The sequence below is a fragment of the Alistipes montrealensis genome (assembly GCF_018362775.1).
Classification (GTDB): domain Bacteria; phylum Bacteroidota; class Bacteroidia; order Bacteroidales; family Rikenellaceae; genus Alistipes; species Alistipes montrealensis.
The window spans coordinates 68843-84476 of record NZ_JAGYXY010000001.1 but is presented as its reverse complement, the minus strand read 5'-3'; the positions used below and the strand labels follow the sequence as shown (position 1 = coordinate 84476).

Below are 15634 nucleotides of genomic sequence, written 5' to 3'. Positions count from 1 at the left end.
ACCGGAATTATTTCTTCTCCAGCCCCAGCGTATGGTGCATGCGTTCCTGCTTGGTCTCCAGATAATGTGCGTTGAAGGGGTTTGGGGCGATCACGATGGGTACGATCTCGTCGATGCAAAGACCGTAACCCTCCAGTCCGGCCCGTTTGAGCGGGTTGTTGGTCATCAGGCGCATGTGGCGAATGCCCAGTTCGCGGATGATGCTTGCGCCCACGCCGTAGTCGCGTTCGTCGGCCTTGAAGCCCAGCTTGAGGTTGGCGTCTACCGTGTCGAGTCCCTCGTCCTGTAATTTGTAGGCGTGGATCTTGTTGCAGAGGCCGATGCCGCGGCCCTCCTGATTGAGGTAGATGACGGCGCCTTTGCCCTCTTTGTCGATCATCTCCATTGCCTTGTGCAACTGTTCGCCGCAGTCGCAGCGGTACGACCCGAAAATATCGCCCGTGGCGCACGACGAGTGTACGCGCACCAGTACGGGTTCATCCTCGGTCCACTCGCCTTTGGTGAGGGCGACATGCTCTACGCCGTTCGATTTCTGGCGGAACGGAGTGATCCGGAAATCGCCCCACTCCGTGGGCAGGGGAACCGTCACGCCCTTCTCGATGATCGACTCCTGCTGGAGGCGGTAAGCGATCAGTGAAGCGATCGAGATGATTTTCAGGTCGAATTTTTTGGCAATCTCCTGAAGCTGCGGCAGACGGGCCATCGTGCCGTCCTCGTTCATGATTTCGATCAACGCGCCTGCGGGCTGCAATCCGGCCAGACGGGCCAGGTCGATAGCGGCCTCGGTGTGTCCCGGACGGCGCAGCACGCCTTTGTCCCGCGCGCGCAGGGGATTGATATGTCCCGGACGGCCCAGGTCGGTCGCCTTCGTCGCAGGGTCGGCCAGCGCACGGATGGTCGCGGCGCGGTCGTGGATCGAGACGCCCGTAGTGCAGTCGTTGCCCAGCAGGTCGACCGTTACGGTGAAGGGCGTGCCGAGCAGCGAGGTGTTGTTTTCCTCCATCATATTGAGACCCAGTTCGGCGCAGCGTTTCTCCGACAAGGGTGCGCACAGCACGCCGCGGCCCTCTTTGAGCATGAAGTTTACGATTTCGGGGGTAATCTTCTCCGCGGCGACGATGAAGTCGCCTTCGTTCTCTCGGTCCTCGTCGTCCACGACGATAACGGGTTTGCCGATGCGGAAGTCTTCGATGACCTCCTCTACACTATTGAGCACAGTCTCTTTTGCCATTTCGTTTGAGTTTTATTGCTTTCGTCAGATTTTTTAATTTCGGGACCAGTTTATCGCGCAGCGCCTTGAACTTTCCGACGTACCAGTCCGTGTCGAGCAGCGCCGAGTCGTTGGTGGCCTTGTAGGTGAGGTAGATGGCTATCGGCGTGAGGATGAAGGTCGACAGCCACATGCCGTAGACGGCTTCCCAGTTGCCCTCCTTGGCCAGTTTTTCGCCCGAAAGGCTGATCATGTAGTAGATGACGAAGAAGATCACCGACACCACTACGGGAAGGCCCAGGCCGCCCTTGCGGATGATCGCGCCCAGCGGCGCGCCGATCAGGAAGAAGATCAGGATCGATACCGGGAGCGACATCTTTTTGTGCCATTCGACCTTCGACCGGTATAATTGGTTGAGCGCCTCCTTGGCCGTCGATTCGTCGAATGCGAACATGTTGCGGGAGTTCTTGGCCAGCGTGCGCGCCTGGTTCCATACCCGTTCCTTGTCGCGTATGGGCAGCGTGGAGACCGAATCCGTTGCCAGCAGGTTGCCGAAATGGCGTTTATCCACCTTCAGGCTGTCGGGCAGCGGCAGTACGGAGTTGTCGCGTGCGAAAATCTGCTCCTTCAGCAACGGTTCGTAGGAACTTGTCGTGGCGGCGTTGACCTTGATTTCGAGCGAGTCGATGTCGTGTTGCAATTCACTGATATTCTTGGTCTGGCTGCTTGAGAACATATCGGCGTCGGTGCGCCCCATGGCGAATCCCGACATGGGGATGACCTGTTTTTGCAGGTCGAATGTATGGTGGCGCAGGGCGCTTTTCGTGAACCACTGGCTGTTGCGGGTCTGCTCGTAGGTCTCGCCGTGGAAAAGCGTGACCAGCAGGAACCGTTTGTCGTCCGAAAGGCGGATGTAGCCCGAGTCGGCCACGATGGTGTTCATGTTGCCGTTGGTGGCGCGGTTGTCGTAGATCAGCACGTCGCGCAGCAGGTGGGTGTCGGGCTCCTGGTGGCTCACGCGAATCGACATGTTGTCGATGCCGTTGAAAAAGAGTCCGTCCTGGAATTCGAGAGCCTGTTTCTGCTGCCGGATGTCGTAGAGTGTGCTGAAGAGCTTTTTGTTGGCGTTCGGGACGAGGTTGTTGCCGATGAAGAAGCTGCCGATCGAAACGAGGCTCACCAGGATGATCAGCGGCTTGGTGATCTGTACCAGCGACATGCCTGCCGATTTCATGGCCAGCAGTTCGTAGTTCTCGCCCAGGTTGCCCATGGTCATGATCGCCGCCAGCAGCATCGAAAGCGGCAGCCCCATCGGGATCATGTTGGCCATGAAGTAGGTCATCAGCTCGATGATGATGCCGGCGCTCAGACCCTTGCCCACCAGCTCGTCGATATAACGCCATACGATGTTCATCATCAGCACGAACATGACGATGAAGAACGTGAGGACCATAGGCCCCAGGTAGGACTTCAGAACGAGTCTGTGAATGGTTTTCATGCGGCGGGTCGCAATTTTTTGCTACGCAAAGATAACAGTTTTACTATTATAAGCGTAAGAGTGAGCGTAAATATTATGGCGGCGCCGGGCGGAACTTCGAAATTGTAGCTGGCAACCAGCCCTGCGACGTTGGCGGCGACGGCGACCAGCGGCGCTGTGAAGGCGATGGTGCGGTACGAACGCGAGAGCGTGTTGACGATCACCACGGGCATCGTCACGAGCGAAATCAGCAGTACGATCCCCATAATGCGGATCGAAAGGACGATCGTCACCGCCACGAGCGCGGCCATCAGGTAGGAGATCACGCGCGTCGGGATACCCCGGCTGCGGGCAAAATCGCGGTCGAAGGCCACGTACATCACCGGACGCAGCCACAGCAACGTTCCCGCGATGATCAGCAGCGTCAGCGCGGCGAGCGCCGCGACATCGCTGTCGGTGACCGTCACGATGCTTCCGAACAGGTAGGCAGACAGGTCGCCCGAGGTGTAGCCCGGGCGCAGGCTCATGAAGAGTGCGCCGACGGCCATGCCCACCGACCAGATGATGCCGATGGCCGAATCCTCGCGGATGCGCCCCCGGCTGCCGGCCCATTCGATGCCCAGCGCCGACATCACGGCGAAAAGCATTGCTCCGGCGATCGGGTTGATTCCCAGGTAAAAGGCGATGCCCAGCCCGCCGAATGAAGCGTGCGTAATACCGCCCGCGAGGAATACCATGCGGCGGCAGACGACATAGGTTCCTATCACTCCGCACGTTATGCCCGAAAGGACGCACGCCGTGAGCGCATTGGCCAGGTAGCCGTATTGAATCAGGTCACTGAAAAATCCCATGTCACTTCTTAACAATTGCGCGCAAATTTACGCTTTTTTATCGGAAAACCCTCCTCCTTTCGTACAGTTTTCGTAATTTCGTGCCGGAAAAACACGAATCTATGCAACCTCGCAGAGTCAATTTTCATACCTTGGGCTGTAAGCTCAATTTTTCGGAGTCGTCGACCCTCGCCCGTGAATTCGAGCGCGGCGGTTTCGTGCGCGTGGCCCCTACGGCCGAAGCCGACATTTGCGTCATCAACAGTTGTTCCGTCACGGAGCATGCCGATAAAAAATGCCGCAATCTGATCCGCAAACTCCACCGCCGCAACCCCGCTGCGATCATTGCCGTGACGGGATGTTATGCCCAGCTCAAACCGCAGGAGATAGCCGGGATCGAAGGTGTGGATATCGTGTTGAGCAACAATGATAAGGGCGCGTTATTTAAACGGGTGATTGAACTCTCGGGCAAAGGCCGGGCGCAGGTGTACAGTTGCGATACCGCGTCGCTCACGTCGTTCTTTGCGGCTTTTTCGAGCGGCGACCGTACGCGTGCTTTCCTCAAGGTGCAGGACGGGTGCGACTACTGCTGTTCCTACTGCACGATCCACTACGCCCGCGGCGGCAGTCGCAACCAGCCCATTGCCGACCTGGTCGCCGAAGCGCGGCAGATCGCTGCCGGGGGGCAGAAAGAGATCGTTATCACGGGTATCAATACGGGGGATTTCGGCCGTACGACAGGCGAAAAGTTCATCGACCTGCTGCGGGCGCTCGACGAAGTGGACGGGATCGAACGCTACCGTATTTCGTCGATCGAGCCGAATCTCCTGACCGACGAAATAATAGCCTTTTGCGCCGCGTCGCCTAAATTCCAGCATCACTTCCATATTCCGTTGCAGAGCGGTTCGGACCGGATTCTGGGCCTGATGCGCCGCCGCTATACCACGGCCCGCTTCGCCGAGCGGATCGCGGCGGTGAGGCGGCTGATGCCCGACGCTTTTATCGGTATCGACGTGATCGTCGGTTTTCCGGGCGAGACGGACGCCGATTTCCGGACTACGTACGATTTCCTGGCGGGTCTCGAACCCGCATTCCTGCATATTTTCCCCTTCTCGGAACGCCCCGGGACCCCGGCCGTCGACCTGCCCGGAAAGGTGCAGTCGTCGGTGGCTACGCAGCGCGTCGCCGAACTGGAGGTCCTCTGCGACCGGCTGCACGGCGCGTTCTGCGTCCGGGCGGCGGGCACGGAGGATACGGTGTTGTTCGAAAGCACGCGCCGCGACGGTATGATGTTCGGCTTTACGGGCAGTTACCGCCGTGTGAAAGTCCCCTACGACCGGTCGAAAGTCAACACGATCTGCCGCGTGAAACTCGGTGCGATGGATGAATCTCACGATTTGTTGGGGGAAATTCTGGATTAATCATTATATTTGCGGATAAGAAATTTAAAAACACTATGACGGGTTTGCGCAAACGGGTGACGGTCGGGTTTCTGAGCATCGTCTGCCTGCTGTTTTTTTCGGGCATGGTCTCGTTCCTCGAACTGAGCCACCTGAGCCGCGATACGGGCGAAATTCTCAAGGCCAACAAACGGAACATCGAGCTGGCCAAGGAGATGCTCGACGCCGCGCATGAGCAGAACATCGCGCTCATCCACCTTTCGGTCTTCGGCGACAAGTCGTGCGACAGTCTTTGCCGCTCCAGTTTGGAGCGGCTCGAAAGCGCATTGCTCGTGGCCCAGAACGAAGCGCTCGAAAAGTCGTTCCTCGATTCGCTGGCCTTTGCTACGACGGAATTGCGCCTGCTGACGGATAACTTCCTCGCCTTTGGAGCCTCCGGGCGGCCCGATTCGCTTGCCGCGGCTGCGGGGCGCGTCGATTCGGTGGGCGGCAAGTGGTATAACGATGAATACGAAGCTATTTACGGCCGTCTCACCGCGGCTATCAAGAGTTATATGACCTCGACGCAGAGTTCGCTGGTCCCGCGTGCCGAGCAGATGAAGAAGAACGCCTACCGTGCTGTGACGCCCGTGCTTATTTCGCTGGTCGTGATGATCGCCATCGTGCTGATGCTCTTCTATTTCATGTCGATCTACTGCGTGACGCCCATCGAGCGGATGAACAAGGGACTCGGCGATTACCTTTCGTTCCGCGTGCCTTTCGCCGTGAAGGGCGACCTCAAGGACGAGGTGCTGGAACTCAAGGAGAAGATCGAGGCGCTGATCAACCTTTCCAAACAGACCAAATCCTGATGCGGCGATGCGGGTAGACGTGGTTTTACGATATGTCGGAGTCGTGATGCTCTTCATTGCGATGTTCATGCTGCTTTCGGCGGGAATCTCCTACCTGAGCGGCATGGATTCGGCGTTTTATCCCCTGCTGCTTTCGTCGCTGCTCACGGCCCTGCTGGGGGCGTTTCCGCTGATCTTCGTCAGCAAGCGTGAGCAGATCACCAACAAGGAGGGTTTCTGCATCGTCGTCGGGGCGTGGCTCGTGGCCTGCGTCGTGTCGATGTTCCCTTACCTGATCTGGGGTGGCGAGTTCAGCCTGGTAAATGCCTGGTTCGAGAGCGTTTCGGGGCTTACGACCACCGGATCGACGATCCTGAACGATGTGGAAGCCCTGCCGCGCGGGCTGCAGTTCTGGCGCATGGCGTCGACGTGGATCGGCGGTATGGGCGTGGTGATGTTCGCGCTGGTGGTCCTGCCGTCGATGGGGCGCAGCAAGATGATGCTTTCCAACGTCGAACTTTCGACGATGGCCAAGGACAATTACCGCTACCGGGCGCAGATCATCGTGCAGATTCTGCTGGTGGTCTATGTCGGGCTTACCGTGCTCTCCACCGTGCTGCTCAAAATGGCGGGCATGAACTGGTTCGACGCCCTGTGCCACGCCATGTCGGCGTGCGCCACGAGCGGATTCTCGACCAAAAACGCCAGCATCGCTTACTTCAACAGCCCGATGATCGACACGATCCTGATTTTCACGATGGCGACCGCGGGCGTTCACTTCGGGCTGATCTACGCCACGGTGACCGGCAAGCGCAACAATATTTTCCGTTCGGAGGTGACGCGCTGGTATTTCGGGATGCTGCTCGCGGGCGGCGTGCTGATCGCCGTAAGCCTTTTCGCCGCGGACCTCTACCCTACGCTGACCGCTTCGTTCCGTTATGCGATGTTCCAGTTCGTATCCCTCGTGACGACGACGGGATTTGCCACGGCCGATTCCAATACGTGGACTTCGTTCGCCGTCATCCTGCTGATTTTCGGTTCTATAGTCTGTGCCTGTGCGGGTTCCACGGCGGGCGGTATCAAGGTCAACCGCCTGGTGCTGGCCGGAAAGATGATGCGCACGCGCCTGCGCCAGCAGCAGCATCCCAACGCCATCATCCGCATCCGTCTCGACGGCGTCATTCAGGAGAACGAAGCCTTGCACGCGGTGATGATTTTCATCGTCACCTACCTGATGTTCATACTTGCCGGCACGGTCTTCGGTACGATGCTCGGCGTCGACCTGACGACCAGTTTTACCGGGGCGGTAGCCTCGATGGGCAATGTGGGGCCCGGTTTCGGGCAGGTCGGTTCGATGGATAACTTTTCGGCGATGCCCGTGGGGTTCAAGATTTCCAATTCGCTGCTGATGTTGCTGGGGCGTCTGGAGATTTTCGGACTCATACAGATCTTTTTTATTAAATGGTGGAGATAAACCAAGCTATGTTTCGCAAGATTTACATATACGCGCTGGGCGCGATTTTCCTGACCGTCGGCGTGTTGCAGGCGCAGCAGCCCAAAGTCGAGGCCCGTATTGCAGGATTGGAAGGCAACGCCGAATATATGTCGCTGCTGAACCAGGATGCGCAGTTGCAGATTCGCGAGGATTCGATCGTCAACGCTGTGGAGCAGATGCGCCGGCAGTTGCGTGAGGACCCTGCCAAACGCCAGCAGTATTCGCAGGATATTTTGCAGCTCGAAAGTAAAATCTTCGAAATCCGCAATGCCAAAGGGCGTCTGATCGACCGCATCAACACCATCGAGCAGGAGTGGGTGCTCGCCAACCTGAACGGTGCGGCGCAGCAGCCTGCGGGGCCGGTTGAAACGAGCCCGGCGGCGGTTCCCGACTCGCTGAAGGTCCGCAACCTGGTGGACAACCTCTATTTCCGCGAGCACCTCCCTGCGGAGGATTACGCCGCCCTGCGGGAGGCCCAGAAGCAGGAGTTGCAGGCGGTGGATTACGTCGACCGCTATTTCGCCAACCACAGCACGCTTGCCCAGTTGGCCGAAACTTACGCCGCGGTACAGACCGAACCCGAAGCGATCGAGGTTTTCGAACGTTACAACGCCCTGCAGGGCCTGAACCGCGCGCTGGCCGACTCGCTCGCTGCGGTGTGGAACGATATCTTCGACAACAAGAGTTACGCCTACGGTTACCTGCTCGACAAGATGGGCAAGGAGGAGGTGCTGGCCCGTGAGGAGGAGGCACTCTCGGAGGCTGCGCGGCAACTGACGGCATTGCAGGGCGAGACGGCTTCGGACGCCGTGGCGGATTATTTCCTGCGCAAACGCGTCATCGTCGACTATGAAGCCGCCGTGGCCGGAGTCCTGGCGCTGGATGCCGCGCGCGATTCGCTGCGCGGCGTTGCGGCGCAGCTCGAATCCATCGACTTCCGCATGCCGAGGATCGAGGTCGCGGAGCGTTATTTCCTCGATTACGACAGTGTGGCCATCCTGTCGAAACAGATGTACTCCTACCAGAAACCTATTCCCGAGTGCAAGGTCTATGCGAACGGTACGATCTACCGCATCCTGCTCGGAACGTTCAATACCAAGCGCGCCGCCGCGACTTTCCGGGGGGCTTATCCGCTTTGCTATCAGATCAATGACGACGGCAAGTGGTGTTATTATACGGGCGGTTTCGCCACACTGGCCGAAGCCGAGGCGGCGCAGGCGATGCTGAAGAAACACGGATTCGTGCGGCCTGAGATCGTGGTGTGGACCGATGGCGTCGCGCGCAATCTTTCGCTCGGCTCCGAGGCCCCGAAAATCGTCTACCGTGTCGAAATCACCGGGACCGACGCTTTGTCGGACGACGTGAAGCAGGTGATCGCCGCCACGGCCGAAGGCTACGAACTTTCGCGCGTGGGCAATCAGCTTTTTGTTGTAGGGACCTTCGTCGACAAAGCCGTCGCCGACCGTTTGGCCGAAGCGATACGGCTGGCGGACTCGGCGCTGGAACTAAAAGTCGCCGAAATAGCAGAATAAATCGGAATCCGGATGAAATTTATCGGCAAATTCATCCGGATTCGATTTTTTTACCTATCTTTAGTGCAATATTCTACAAAGCCCTATGGAGATGTTCTATATTGTATTGCTCGTTGTCTTCGGCCTGCTGTTCCTGGTGGCTGAATTGGTCCTGCTGCCCGGCGTGTCGATCGGAGGCGTACTGGCGCTGGTCTGCTACGGCAGTTCCATTTATCTCGCATTCCGCGATTTCGGCCCGCTGACGGGCGCCGTTGTTGTCATTGTCATCCTTGTCCTGTCGATAATAGCTACCGTCATTTCCCTGCGGGCCAAAACCTGGCAGCGTTTTTCGCTCAAACAGGAAATCCGCTCGTCGTCGATGCCGGTCACTCCCGCCGAGGAGTTGCAGGTCGGCGACCGGGGCGTGACCGTCTCGCGCCTCTCCCCGATGGGTAAGGTCGAGATCGGCGGCCGTATTTACGAAGCCAAATCGCTCGGGGCTTATGTCGATCCGCAGCGCGATGTCGAGGTCGTGGGTTTCGAGAATTTCAGCGTCATTGTAAAAACTATCAAATAAACTTCAATTATGGATTTTCAGGGTGGAATGATCGTACTGATCGTCTTCGTGAGCCTTTTTGCGATTTGGCTCCTCTTCTATTTTATTCCGGTGGGACTGTGGTTCTCGGCGTTGGTGTCGGGCGTGCGCATCAGCTTGCTGCAACTGGTCCTGATGCGCTGGCGCAAGGTTCCGCCTTCGACCATCGTTTCTTCGATGATCGAGAGCACGAAAGCCGGTCTGTCGCTCAATCCCAACGAACTGGAAGCCCACTATCTTGCAGGCGGTAATGTCACGAGCGTAGTCCACGCACTGGTTTCGGCACAGAAGGCCAACATCATGCTGGATTTCAAAATGGCCACAGCCATCGACCTGGCGGGCCGCGACGTGTTCGAGGCCGTGCAGATGTCGGTGAATCCCAAGGTAATCAACACCCCTCCCGTAGCCGCTGTGGCTAAGGACGGTATCCAGTTGATCGCCAAAGCCCGCGTCACGGTGCGCGCCAACATCAAACAGTTGGTCGGCGGCGCCGGCGAGGAGACCGTACTGGCCCGTGTCGGCGAAGGTATCGTCTCGTCGATCGGCTCGGCCGGATCGCATAAGATCGTACTCGAAAATCCCGACTCGATTTCGCGTGTAGTGCTCGAAAAGGGCCTCGACGCCGGGACGGCTTTCGAAATTCTGTCGATCGACATCGCCGACATCGATGTTGGTAAGAACATCGGCGCCCAGTTGCAGATGGATCAGGCCCAGGCCGACAAAAATATCGCCCAGGCGAAGGCCGAGGAGCGGCGTGCGATGGCCGTGGCCCTCGAACAGGAGAACAAGGCCAAGGCGCAGGACGCCCGCGCCAAGGTGATCCTCGCCGAAGCCGAAGTGCCTCTGGCTATGGCCGAAGCGTTCCGCAGCGGAAACCTGGGTATTATGGATTACTACAAGATGAAGAACATCATGGCCGATACGCAGATGCGTGAGACCATCGCCAAACCGGAGAAAAAATAATTTTAACGGATTTGTTATCAGGGGGTGCGCATCGTGCGCGCCCTTTTTCGTGAAATATTCCGACAGCTATGAAAAAACACCTTCTGACTCTGCTTTTCCTCTTTGCGGCGACGGGAACCTTTGCCGCGCAGATCGACACCGTGGCGGTTTTCAGCGCGAAGATGCAGCGCGAGATTCCGGCGCTGGTCGTGGTTCCCGATGCGGGCGTCGGGCAGCGTATGCCCGTGCTCTACCTGCTCCACGGCTACGGCGGGGACTACCTGTCGTGGTCCCGGATCACCGACCTGCGTCCGCTGGCCGATGCCTGCGGGATGATCGTCGTCTGTCCCGACGGTAGGAACAGTTGGTATTGGGACAGTCCGCTCGACCCGGCCTCGCAATTCGAAACTTTCGTGGCGCAGGAACTTCCCGACTGGATCGACGCCCGCTACCTGACGATTCCCTCACGCGAGGGGCGCGCTATTACGGGCCTCAGCATGGGCGGTCACGGCGCCCTTTGGGTCGCATTGCGGCACAAAGACCGTTTCGGGGCCGCAGGTTCGACCTCGGGCGGCGTGGATATACGTCCCTTCCCCGATTCGTGGGAGATGAAGGCCCAACTGGGCGAACTGAAAGACAACCCGGAGCGCTGGGACGCGCATACGGTGATCAACCAGGCCGCGTCGCTCCGGGACGGCGAACTGGCGCTCATCTTCGACTGCGGTTACGAGGATTTCTTCTTTCAGGTCAACACGAACCTGCACGAACAGTTGATGCGGCAGGGGGTGGGCCACGATTTCCTGGTGCGTCCCGGGGGGCATACCGCGGCTTATTGGTCGACTTCGCTTCCCTACCAGATGCTTTTCTTCCAGCGCTGGTTCGCACAAAATGCGCCGCAGGCCGCTGCTGCCGCCAAGGGGCTGCGCGTGGTCTTCACGGGCGATTCGATTACCGACGGAAACTGGGGCAAGGCCGACGGAAAACCTTCGTCGCAGCGGAACCTCTGGGACCGCAACCACCTTTTCGGCAGCGGGTACATGTACCTGTGCGCCACCTATTACCAGGGTTATTTCCCTGACCGCGACTACCTGTTCTTCAACCGCGGCACGGGAGGTAATGCGTTGGGCGACCTTGCGGCCCGCTGGCAGGAGGATGTCCTCGACCTGCGGCCCGACGTGCTGTCGGTGCTGATCGGGACGAACGACGTGGAACGCCACCTGCGCAAACTGTTGCGCGCCGACGATTCGCAGGCTGTTTCCGATTTCGACTTCGCCGGCTGGGAGAAGACCTACCGCCGCCTGCTCGACGAAGCCCGGCAGGCCAACCCGGCGCTGCGGATCGTGCTTTGCACGCCGTTCGCCGCACCCTGCGGGAAGATCGTCGAAGGGGCGCTGGGGGCGTACTATCCCCTGCGTCAGCAGATGCTGGCGCAATGCTGCGCGATCGTAGCGGAAATCGCCCGGGACTACGGCGCGACGCTGGTTCCGTTCCACCGGCTTATCGCCGGGCTCGAATCGCGGCTGCCGAACGGTGACGAGACCTACTGGGTGTGGGACGGCATCCACCCCACGCCTGCCGGGCAGCGCCTGATGGCCGACAGCTGGATCGGGGCCGCAGCCCGCAGCGGAGCGATGGAATAACGAAAAGAGAGCCTTGCGGGGCTCTCTTTTCGTTTAGTGCATTTAATAGACCTTCTCGGGCAGCGTTTCGCCGACAGGCTCGCCTTCGAGGTTGTCGCGCCATTTGATCGCCGCATGCGTGCCGTCGCAATAGGGCTTGTTGGCCGACTGGCCGCAGCGGCATGCGACTACGCGGTTGCGGATTTCGTAGGTGCGGCCGTCCTCGCGCCGCAGGGGAATTCCGCCGCGGATCCACAGTCCCCCGCTGCTGCCGATGGTAACATCCTCGATCAGCCCGAGGCTCGGTTTGAACCGGAATTCATAGGGCTGCATGGTCTCCCGGTTCCACGCCATCAGGCGGCCGCTGGGGCACATCGACGCTTCGCGGATGGCCAGTTGGCGGGCTTCGGGGTCCTCTGACTGCTCGGTCAGCGTCCATGCGTCGCCCTGCGGATGGCAGAACCTCGCAAAAACGCAGTATTTCGGGTTGTCGGTCATCGTCAGGGCTTCTCCCTCGATGGTCTCGGCGGCATCGAGCAGCGATTCGTCGGGTGCTGTGAGCTCGGGATTCCAGGCGGCTGTTTCATGGGTTCCGTCGCAATAGGGTTTGCGCTTCGAAGCTCCGCAGCGGCAGAGCGCCGTAGGTTCCGCTTCGGTCGAAAAGTGCCTCCCTTCCTGGAAATACCAGCTTTCGTTTCGCTCGTTGGGCATGATGAACTGCTCGGCCAGCGACGGGCGTCCGTAGACCAGAAAAGGACCCTTTTCGGTTACCGTGATGCTGAAGCGCGCTTCGGCGGGAGAACTTCCCGTCTCAATTTTCAATTTCGACATACTATATACGTTTCTGATTCGTTAGGGAATAAGCGGCAATAATTGTTCCCGAATGCAATTATTTGGGAGGGGCTTGTAGGAATTATCCCGCTTTTTGGTATCTTTGCAACTGATTTTTAAACTGAAACAAGGTAAATTTGAGCTATATGAAAAGATTCGCAGGGTTGGTCTGTGCAGTTATGGCCGCGGTTGTTCTCATCGCTTCGTGCAGCAAGGACAAGGAATCGGGGAGTTTGACGTTCAATTCTCCGGCTGTTTTCCTCCAGGCGGGCAGTGAAGTGACGTTGGGATTTACGGCTTCCAACATCGAAAGTTTCTCCGTAACCAGCAAACCGACGGGTTGGAACGATCCGATCATCGACGAGGCGAATCACACCATTACGATCGTTTCACCCGTGACGTTCGACGACGATGTCGTCAAGTCGGGTTCGGTGATCATGACCGGAAAGGTCCATGGCGGATCGACGGTTTCGGCGACGCTTTTCGTGGGCGTGGTCAACACCGTAGACCTGAGCGATAAGCCGGCCAACAGTTACCTGGTCAACGAAAAAGAGACGAACTACCTGCTGGACGCCATGTACAAGGGCGACCTGACCGCACTGGCGACGACTTCGGTCGGCGTGATCTGGCAGAGCCAGACGAACCTGATTCAATATGTGGAGCTGAAGGACGGCAAGGTGTCGTTCTATGTAGCCGCCGACAGCGACGACGGGGATAAGATCAAGGAAGGCAATGCCGTGATCGGCGCTTACGACGCCGGCGGGACGCTGATCTGGAGCTGGCACATCTGGGCTGCGGACTACGATCCCGAGGCCGCAGGCGGCTCGGTCGATTTCAACGGTTATACGATGATGACCCGCAGCCTGGGGGCTCTGGCCGACGACAATTCGACGACGGCGAAAATCCTCGCTTCCTACGGACTCTATTATCAGTGGGGCCGCAAGGACCCGTTCATCGGTCCGAGCACCTATCAGGCCAGCAACGGTTCGTCGGCATCCATGTACGACGGCGGTGGCAGCCGGGTTTACCTGCAGACGGTCGCTTCGAGTGCCGAGACCGGTACGATGGGCTACGCCGTGCAGCATCCGCTGACGTTTATCACGGGCGTTTCCGCTTCGGAGAACGATTGGCTGTGGAGCGCACATTCCGACGATTTGTGGTCGCCCGACAACAATGTCGGCTCCAAGACGGTCAACGATCCCTGCCCCTATGGCTGGTGCGTAGCTCCTTCGGCAGCCTTCGACGGCTTGTCGATCGTCGGAACCCCTTCGGAGGGCGATTATGACAAATACGGCTGGACCCTGGGCCGTGACGGCGCCGAGTCGCTGTTCATCGCAGCAGGCCGCCGCCGCTACGACAACAGTTCGATCCTGAACGTTTACAACCCCGTCACCGTGCGCAGTGTGGCCGAGGAGGCACAGCCCTGGGAGGGTCTTTACTGGACCACGGGCACGCAGTCGGGCACGAAGTCTTCGGCTTTCCACTTCTGGTTCGAGAAGAAAACCACCACCGGCGGCCTCGAAAACGGCGTGGCATATGCCCGTGCCAACGGCATGTCGGTACGCTGCGTGAAAGTCCGGAACAGGTAATCCACACCTATATACGAATTACGGGCCGGCATATTGCCGGCCCGTTTCGTTTGGTATAACAGTTGCGGGAATCGGGGTTAATAAAAACCCCGACAATGAAAATCAAAACAGGAAAAGGCTCCATTACGCTCGTCGTGCTGTTGGCTATCTGGTCTGTGTCGGCCATTGCGTCGCTGCCCGGACTGGCTATCTCCCCTATTCTGGGCGACCTGAACAAGGTGTTCCCCAAGGTCACGGACCTCGAAATCCAGATGCTTACGTCGCTGCCGTCGCTGCTGATCATTCCCTTCGTGCTGCTCTCCGGAAAACTGTCGGTGGGTAAGGACAAACTCAAAATCCTGATCACCGGGCTTTCGATCTTTTTCCTGAGCGGCGTGGCCTGCATCTTCGCCCGGAGCATGGCGTGGCTGATCGTTATCAGTTGCATTTTGGGTATCGGGGCCGGTATGGTCATTCCCCTCTCGACGGGCCTGATCGTCGATTATTTCACGGGCGACTACCGCGTCCGGCAACTGGGTTACAGCTCGGCGATCAACAACCTGACGCTCGTCATAGCGACTGCCGTAACGGGTTACCTGGCTGAGGTCAACTGGCATCTTCCCTTCCTGGTCTATACCCTGCCGGGCATCTCGCTTGTGCTGTCGTTCTTCCTCCGGCGCAGCCGTTCGGTCCCTGAGCCCGAACAAAGCATTCAGTTGCGGCACAAACAGATCGACCGGGGCAAGCTCATCGGCCTGATGCTTTTTTACTTCTTCGCGACATACGCCGTACTGGCCATCGCCTTCTACGCCTCGTTCCTGGTCGACGACTACAAAATCCGCAGTTCGTTTTCCGGGGTGCTGATTTCGCTCTTCTTCCTGGCGATCATGCTGCCGGGATTGTTTATCGACCGGATTATCCGCACCTTGAAACAGAACGTCAACTTCGCATCGCTGGGACTGATTTGTTTGGGGCTGTTGTGTGTCGGCATCTTCCGTGACAAAACGATGCTGGCCGTCGGGGCCCTGCTTTCGGGCCTCGGTTACGGGATAATTCAGCCTGTTATCTACGATAAGGCTGCAACCATCGCCCCGCCCCGTTCGGCGACGCTCGCGCTGTCGTTCGTCATGTCGATGAATTACCTTGCCGTGATGGTTTGTCCCTTTATCATGGATATGTTCCGCCACCTGTTTCACACCCATAGCGACCGGTTTCCGTTTTTCTTCAATGCCGCACTGGTGTTCGTGCTGGCCGTCGTTACCTGGTTTAGGCGCGGCAATTTCACGCTCGGACTCGACGAGTCGTATTATAAAAACTGACGGAATT

Annotated in this window: 13 protein-coding genes and 1 pseudogene; 10 read left to right on the top strand and 4 right to left on the bottom strand. The window is 58.5% G+C overall.

Going from position 1 to position 15634, the window contains the following annotated elements:
* Positions 1 to 7: 7 nt before the first annotated feature.
* The 3 genes from KG007_RS00340 to KG007_RS00330 are packed head-to-tail and all read right to left on the bottom strand — an operon-like array spanning position 8 to position 3538.
* Positions 8 to 1231: a bifunctional 3,4-dihydroxy-2-butanone-4-phosphate synthase/GTP cyclohydrolase II gene (locus KG007_RS00340; protein WP_195460227.1), complete on the bottom strand. Its 1224-nt coding sequence runs from the start codon at positions 1229 to 1231 to the stop codon at positions 8 to 10.
* Positions 1206 to 2708, bottom strand: coding sequence for an LptF/LptG family permease (locus tag KG007_RS00335; RefSeq protein ID WP_213346801.1), 1503 nt, complete (start codon positions 2706 to 2708; stop codon positions 1206 to 1208). The genes KG007_RS00340 and KG007_RS00335 overlap by 26 nt, the downstream gene beginning before the upstream one ends.
* Positions 2705 to 3538, bottom strand: coding sequence for a metal ABC transporter permease (locus KG007_RS00330; RefSeq protein ID WP_213346800.1), 834 nt, complete (start codon positions 3536 to 3538; stop codon positions 2705 to 2707). Before KG007_RS00330 ends, KG007_RS00335 begins: the two co-directional genes overlap by 4 nt.
* 101 nt (positions 3539 to 3639) lie before the next feature.
* Here KG007_RS00330 and mtaB point away from each other — a divergent pair, with 101 nt between their 5' ends.
* From mtaB to KG007_RS13900, 8 genes and pseudogenes are all read left to right on the top strand, one after another.
* Positions 3640 to 4938: a tRNA (N(6)-L-threonylcarbamoyladenosine(37)-C(2))-methylthiotransferase MtaB gene (mtaB, locus tag KG007_RS00325; protein ID WP_213346798.1), complete on the top strand. Its 1299-nt coding sequence runs from the start codon at positions 3640 to 3642 to the stop codon at positions 4936 to 4938.
* A gap of 35 nt (positions 4939 to 4973) precedes the next feature.
* Positions 4974 to 5768, top strand: coding sequence for a hypothetical protein (locus KG007_RS00320; RefSeq protein ID WP_195460231.1), 795 nt, complete (start codon positions 4974 to 4976; stop codon positions 5766 to 5768).
* 7 nt (positions 5769 to 5775) lie between these two features.
* On the top strand, positions 5776 to 7221 hold the full coding sequence (locus KG007_RS00315) for a TrkH family potassium uptake protein (RefSeq protein ID WP_229095412.1): 1446 nt from the start codon (positions 5776 to 5778) through the stop codon (positions 7219 to 7221).
* Between the two features lie 8 nt (positions 7222 to 7229).
* Complete coding sequence (locus KG007_RS00310; RefSeq protein ID WP_213346796.1) at positions 7230 to 8774, top strand: SPOR domain-containing protein; 1545 nt, start codon at positions 7230 to 7232, stop codon at positions 8772 to 8774.
* A gap of 85 nt (positions 8775 to 8859) precedes the next feature.
* The gene (locus KG007_RS00305; protein WP_195460233.1) at positions 8860 to 9330 is read left to right on the top strand and encodes an NfeD family protein; all 471 of its coding nucleotides are present in this window, start codon (positions 8860 to 8862) and stop codon (positions 9328 to 9330) included.
* Positions 9331 to 9339: 9 nt separating this feature from the next.
* Positions 9340 to 10311: a flotillin-like protein FloA gene (floA, locus tag KG007_RS00300; RefSeq protein ID WP_195460234.1), complete on the top strand. Its 972-nt coding sequence runs from the start codon at positions 9340 to 9342 to the stop codon at positions 10309 to 10311.
* A 68-nt stretch (positions 10312 to 10379) separates the two neighbouring features.
* A pseudogene (locus KG007_RS13905) lies at positions 10380 to 11171 on the top strand (alpha/beta hydrolase); the annotation flags it as partial.
* Positions 11148 to 11930 carry an SGNH/GDSL hydrolase family protein gene (locus tag KG007_RS13900; RefSeq protein ID WP_394369651.1) on the top strand — a complete coding sequence of 261 codons (783 nt, stop codon included), beginning with the start codon at positions 11148 to 11150 and terminating at the stop codon, positions 11928 to 11930. The pseudogene KG007_RS13905 and the gene KG007_RS13900, both read left to right, overlap by 24 nt.
* Before the next feature lie 42 nt (positions 11931 to 11972).
* Here the strand turns inward: KG007_RS13900 and KG007_RS00290 are convergent, their stop codons facing one another.
* On the bottom strand, positions 11973 to 12740 hold the full coding sequence (locus KG007_RS00290; protein ID WP_213346792.1) for a CDGSH iron-sulfur domain-containing protein: 768 nt from the start codon (positions 12738 to 12740) through the stop codon (positions 11973 to 11975).
* A gap of 146 nt (positions 12741 to 12886) precedes the next feature.
* On the opposite strand from KG007_RS00290, the gene KG007_RS00285 reads away from it, so the two are divergent.
* Both KG007_RS00285 and KG007_RS00280 read left to right on the top strand, forming a co-directional pair.
* Positions 12887 to 14329, top strand: a complete 1443-nt coding sequence (locus tag KG007_RS00285; RefSeq protein WP_195460239.1) for a hypothetical protein — start codon at positions 12887 to 12889, stop codon at positions 14327 to 14329.
* A gap of 95 nt (positions 14330 to 14424) precedes the next feature.
* The gene (locus KG007_RS00280) at positions 14425 to 15627 is read left to right on the top strand and encodes an MFS transporter (protein ID WP_195460241.1); all 1203 of its coding nucleotides are present in this window, start codon (positions 14425 to 14427) and stop codon (positions 15625 to 15627) included.
* Positions 15628 to 15634: the final 7 nt, after the last annotated feature.

Excerpts from the sequence above, each read along its gene's own strand:
- KG007_RS00320 (WP_195460231.1), top strand. The coding sequence starts at position 4,974 with ATGACGGGTTTGCGCAAACGGGTGACGGTCGGGTTTCTGAGCATCGTC.
- KG007_RS00280 (WP_195460241.1), top strand. The coding sequence starts at position 14,425 with ATGAAAATCAAAACAGGAAAAGGCTCCATTACGCTCGTCGTGCTGTTG.
- KG007_RS00305 (WP_195460233.1), top strand. The coding sequence starts at position 8,860 with ATGGAGATGTTCTATATTGTATTGCTCGTTGTCTTCGGCCTGCTGTTC.
- KG007_RS13900 (WP_394369651.1), top strand. The coding sequence starts at position 11,148 with ATGCTTTTCTTCCAGCGCTGGTTCGCACAAAATGCGCCGCAGGCCGCT.
- KG007_RS00285 (WP_195460239.1), top strand. The coding sequence starts at position 12,887 with ATGAAAAGATTCGCAGGGTTGGTCTGTGCAGTTATGGCCGCGGTTGTT.
- KG007_RS00335 (WP_213346801.1), bottom strand. The coding sequence starts at position 2,708 with ATGAAAACCATTCACAGACTCGTTCTGAAGTCCTACCTGGGGCCTATG.
- KG007_RS00290 (WP_213346792.1), bottom strand. The coding sequence starts at position 12,740 with ATGTCGAAATTGAAAATTGAGACGGGAAGTTCTCCCGCCGAAGCGCGC.
- KG007_RS00310 (WP_213346796.1), top strand. The coding sequence starts at position 7,230 with ATGTTTCGCAAGATTTACATATACGCGCTGGGCGCGATTTTCCTGACC.
- KG007_RS00315 (WP_229095412.1), top strand. The coding sequence starts at position 5,776 with ATGCGGGTAGACGTGGTTTTACGATATGTCGGAGTCGTGATGCTCTTC.
- KG007_RS00340 (WP_195460227.1), bottom strand. The coding sequence starts at position 1,231 with ATGGCAAAAGAGACTGTGCTCAATAGTGTAGAGGAGGTCATCGAAGAC.
- KG007_RS00330 (WP_213346800.1), bottom strand. The coding sequence starts at position 3,538 with ATGGGATTTTTCAGTGACCTGATTCAATACGGCTACCTGGCCAATGCG.
- mtaB (WP_213346798.1), top strand. The coding sequence starts at position 3,640 with ATGCAACCTCGCAGAGTCAATTTTCATACCTTGGGCTGTAAGCTCAAT.
- floA (WP_195460234.1), top strand. The coding sequence starts at position 9,340 with ATGGATTTTCAGGGTGGAATGATCGTACTGATCGTCTTCGTGAGCCTT.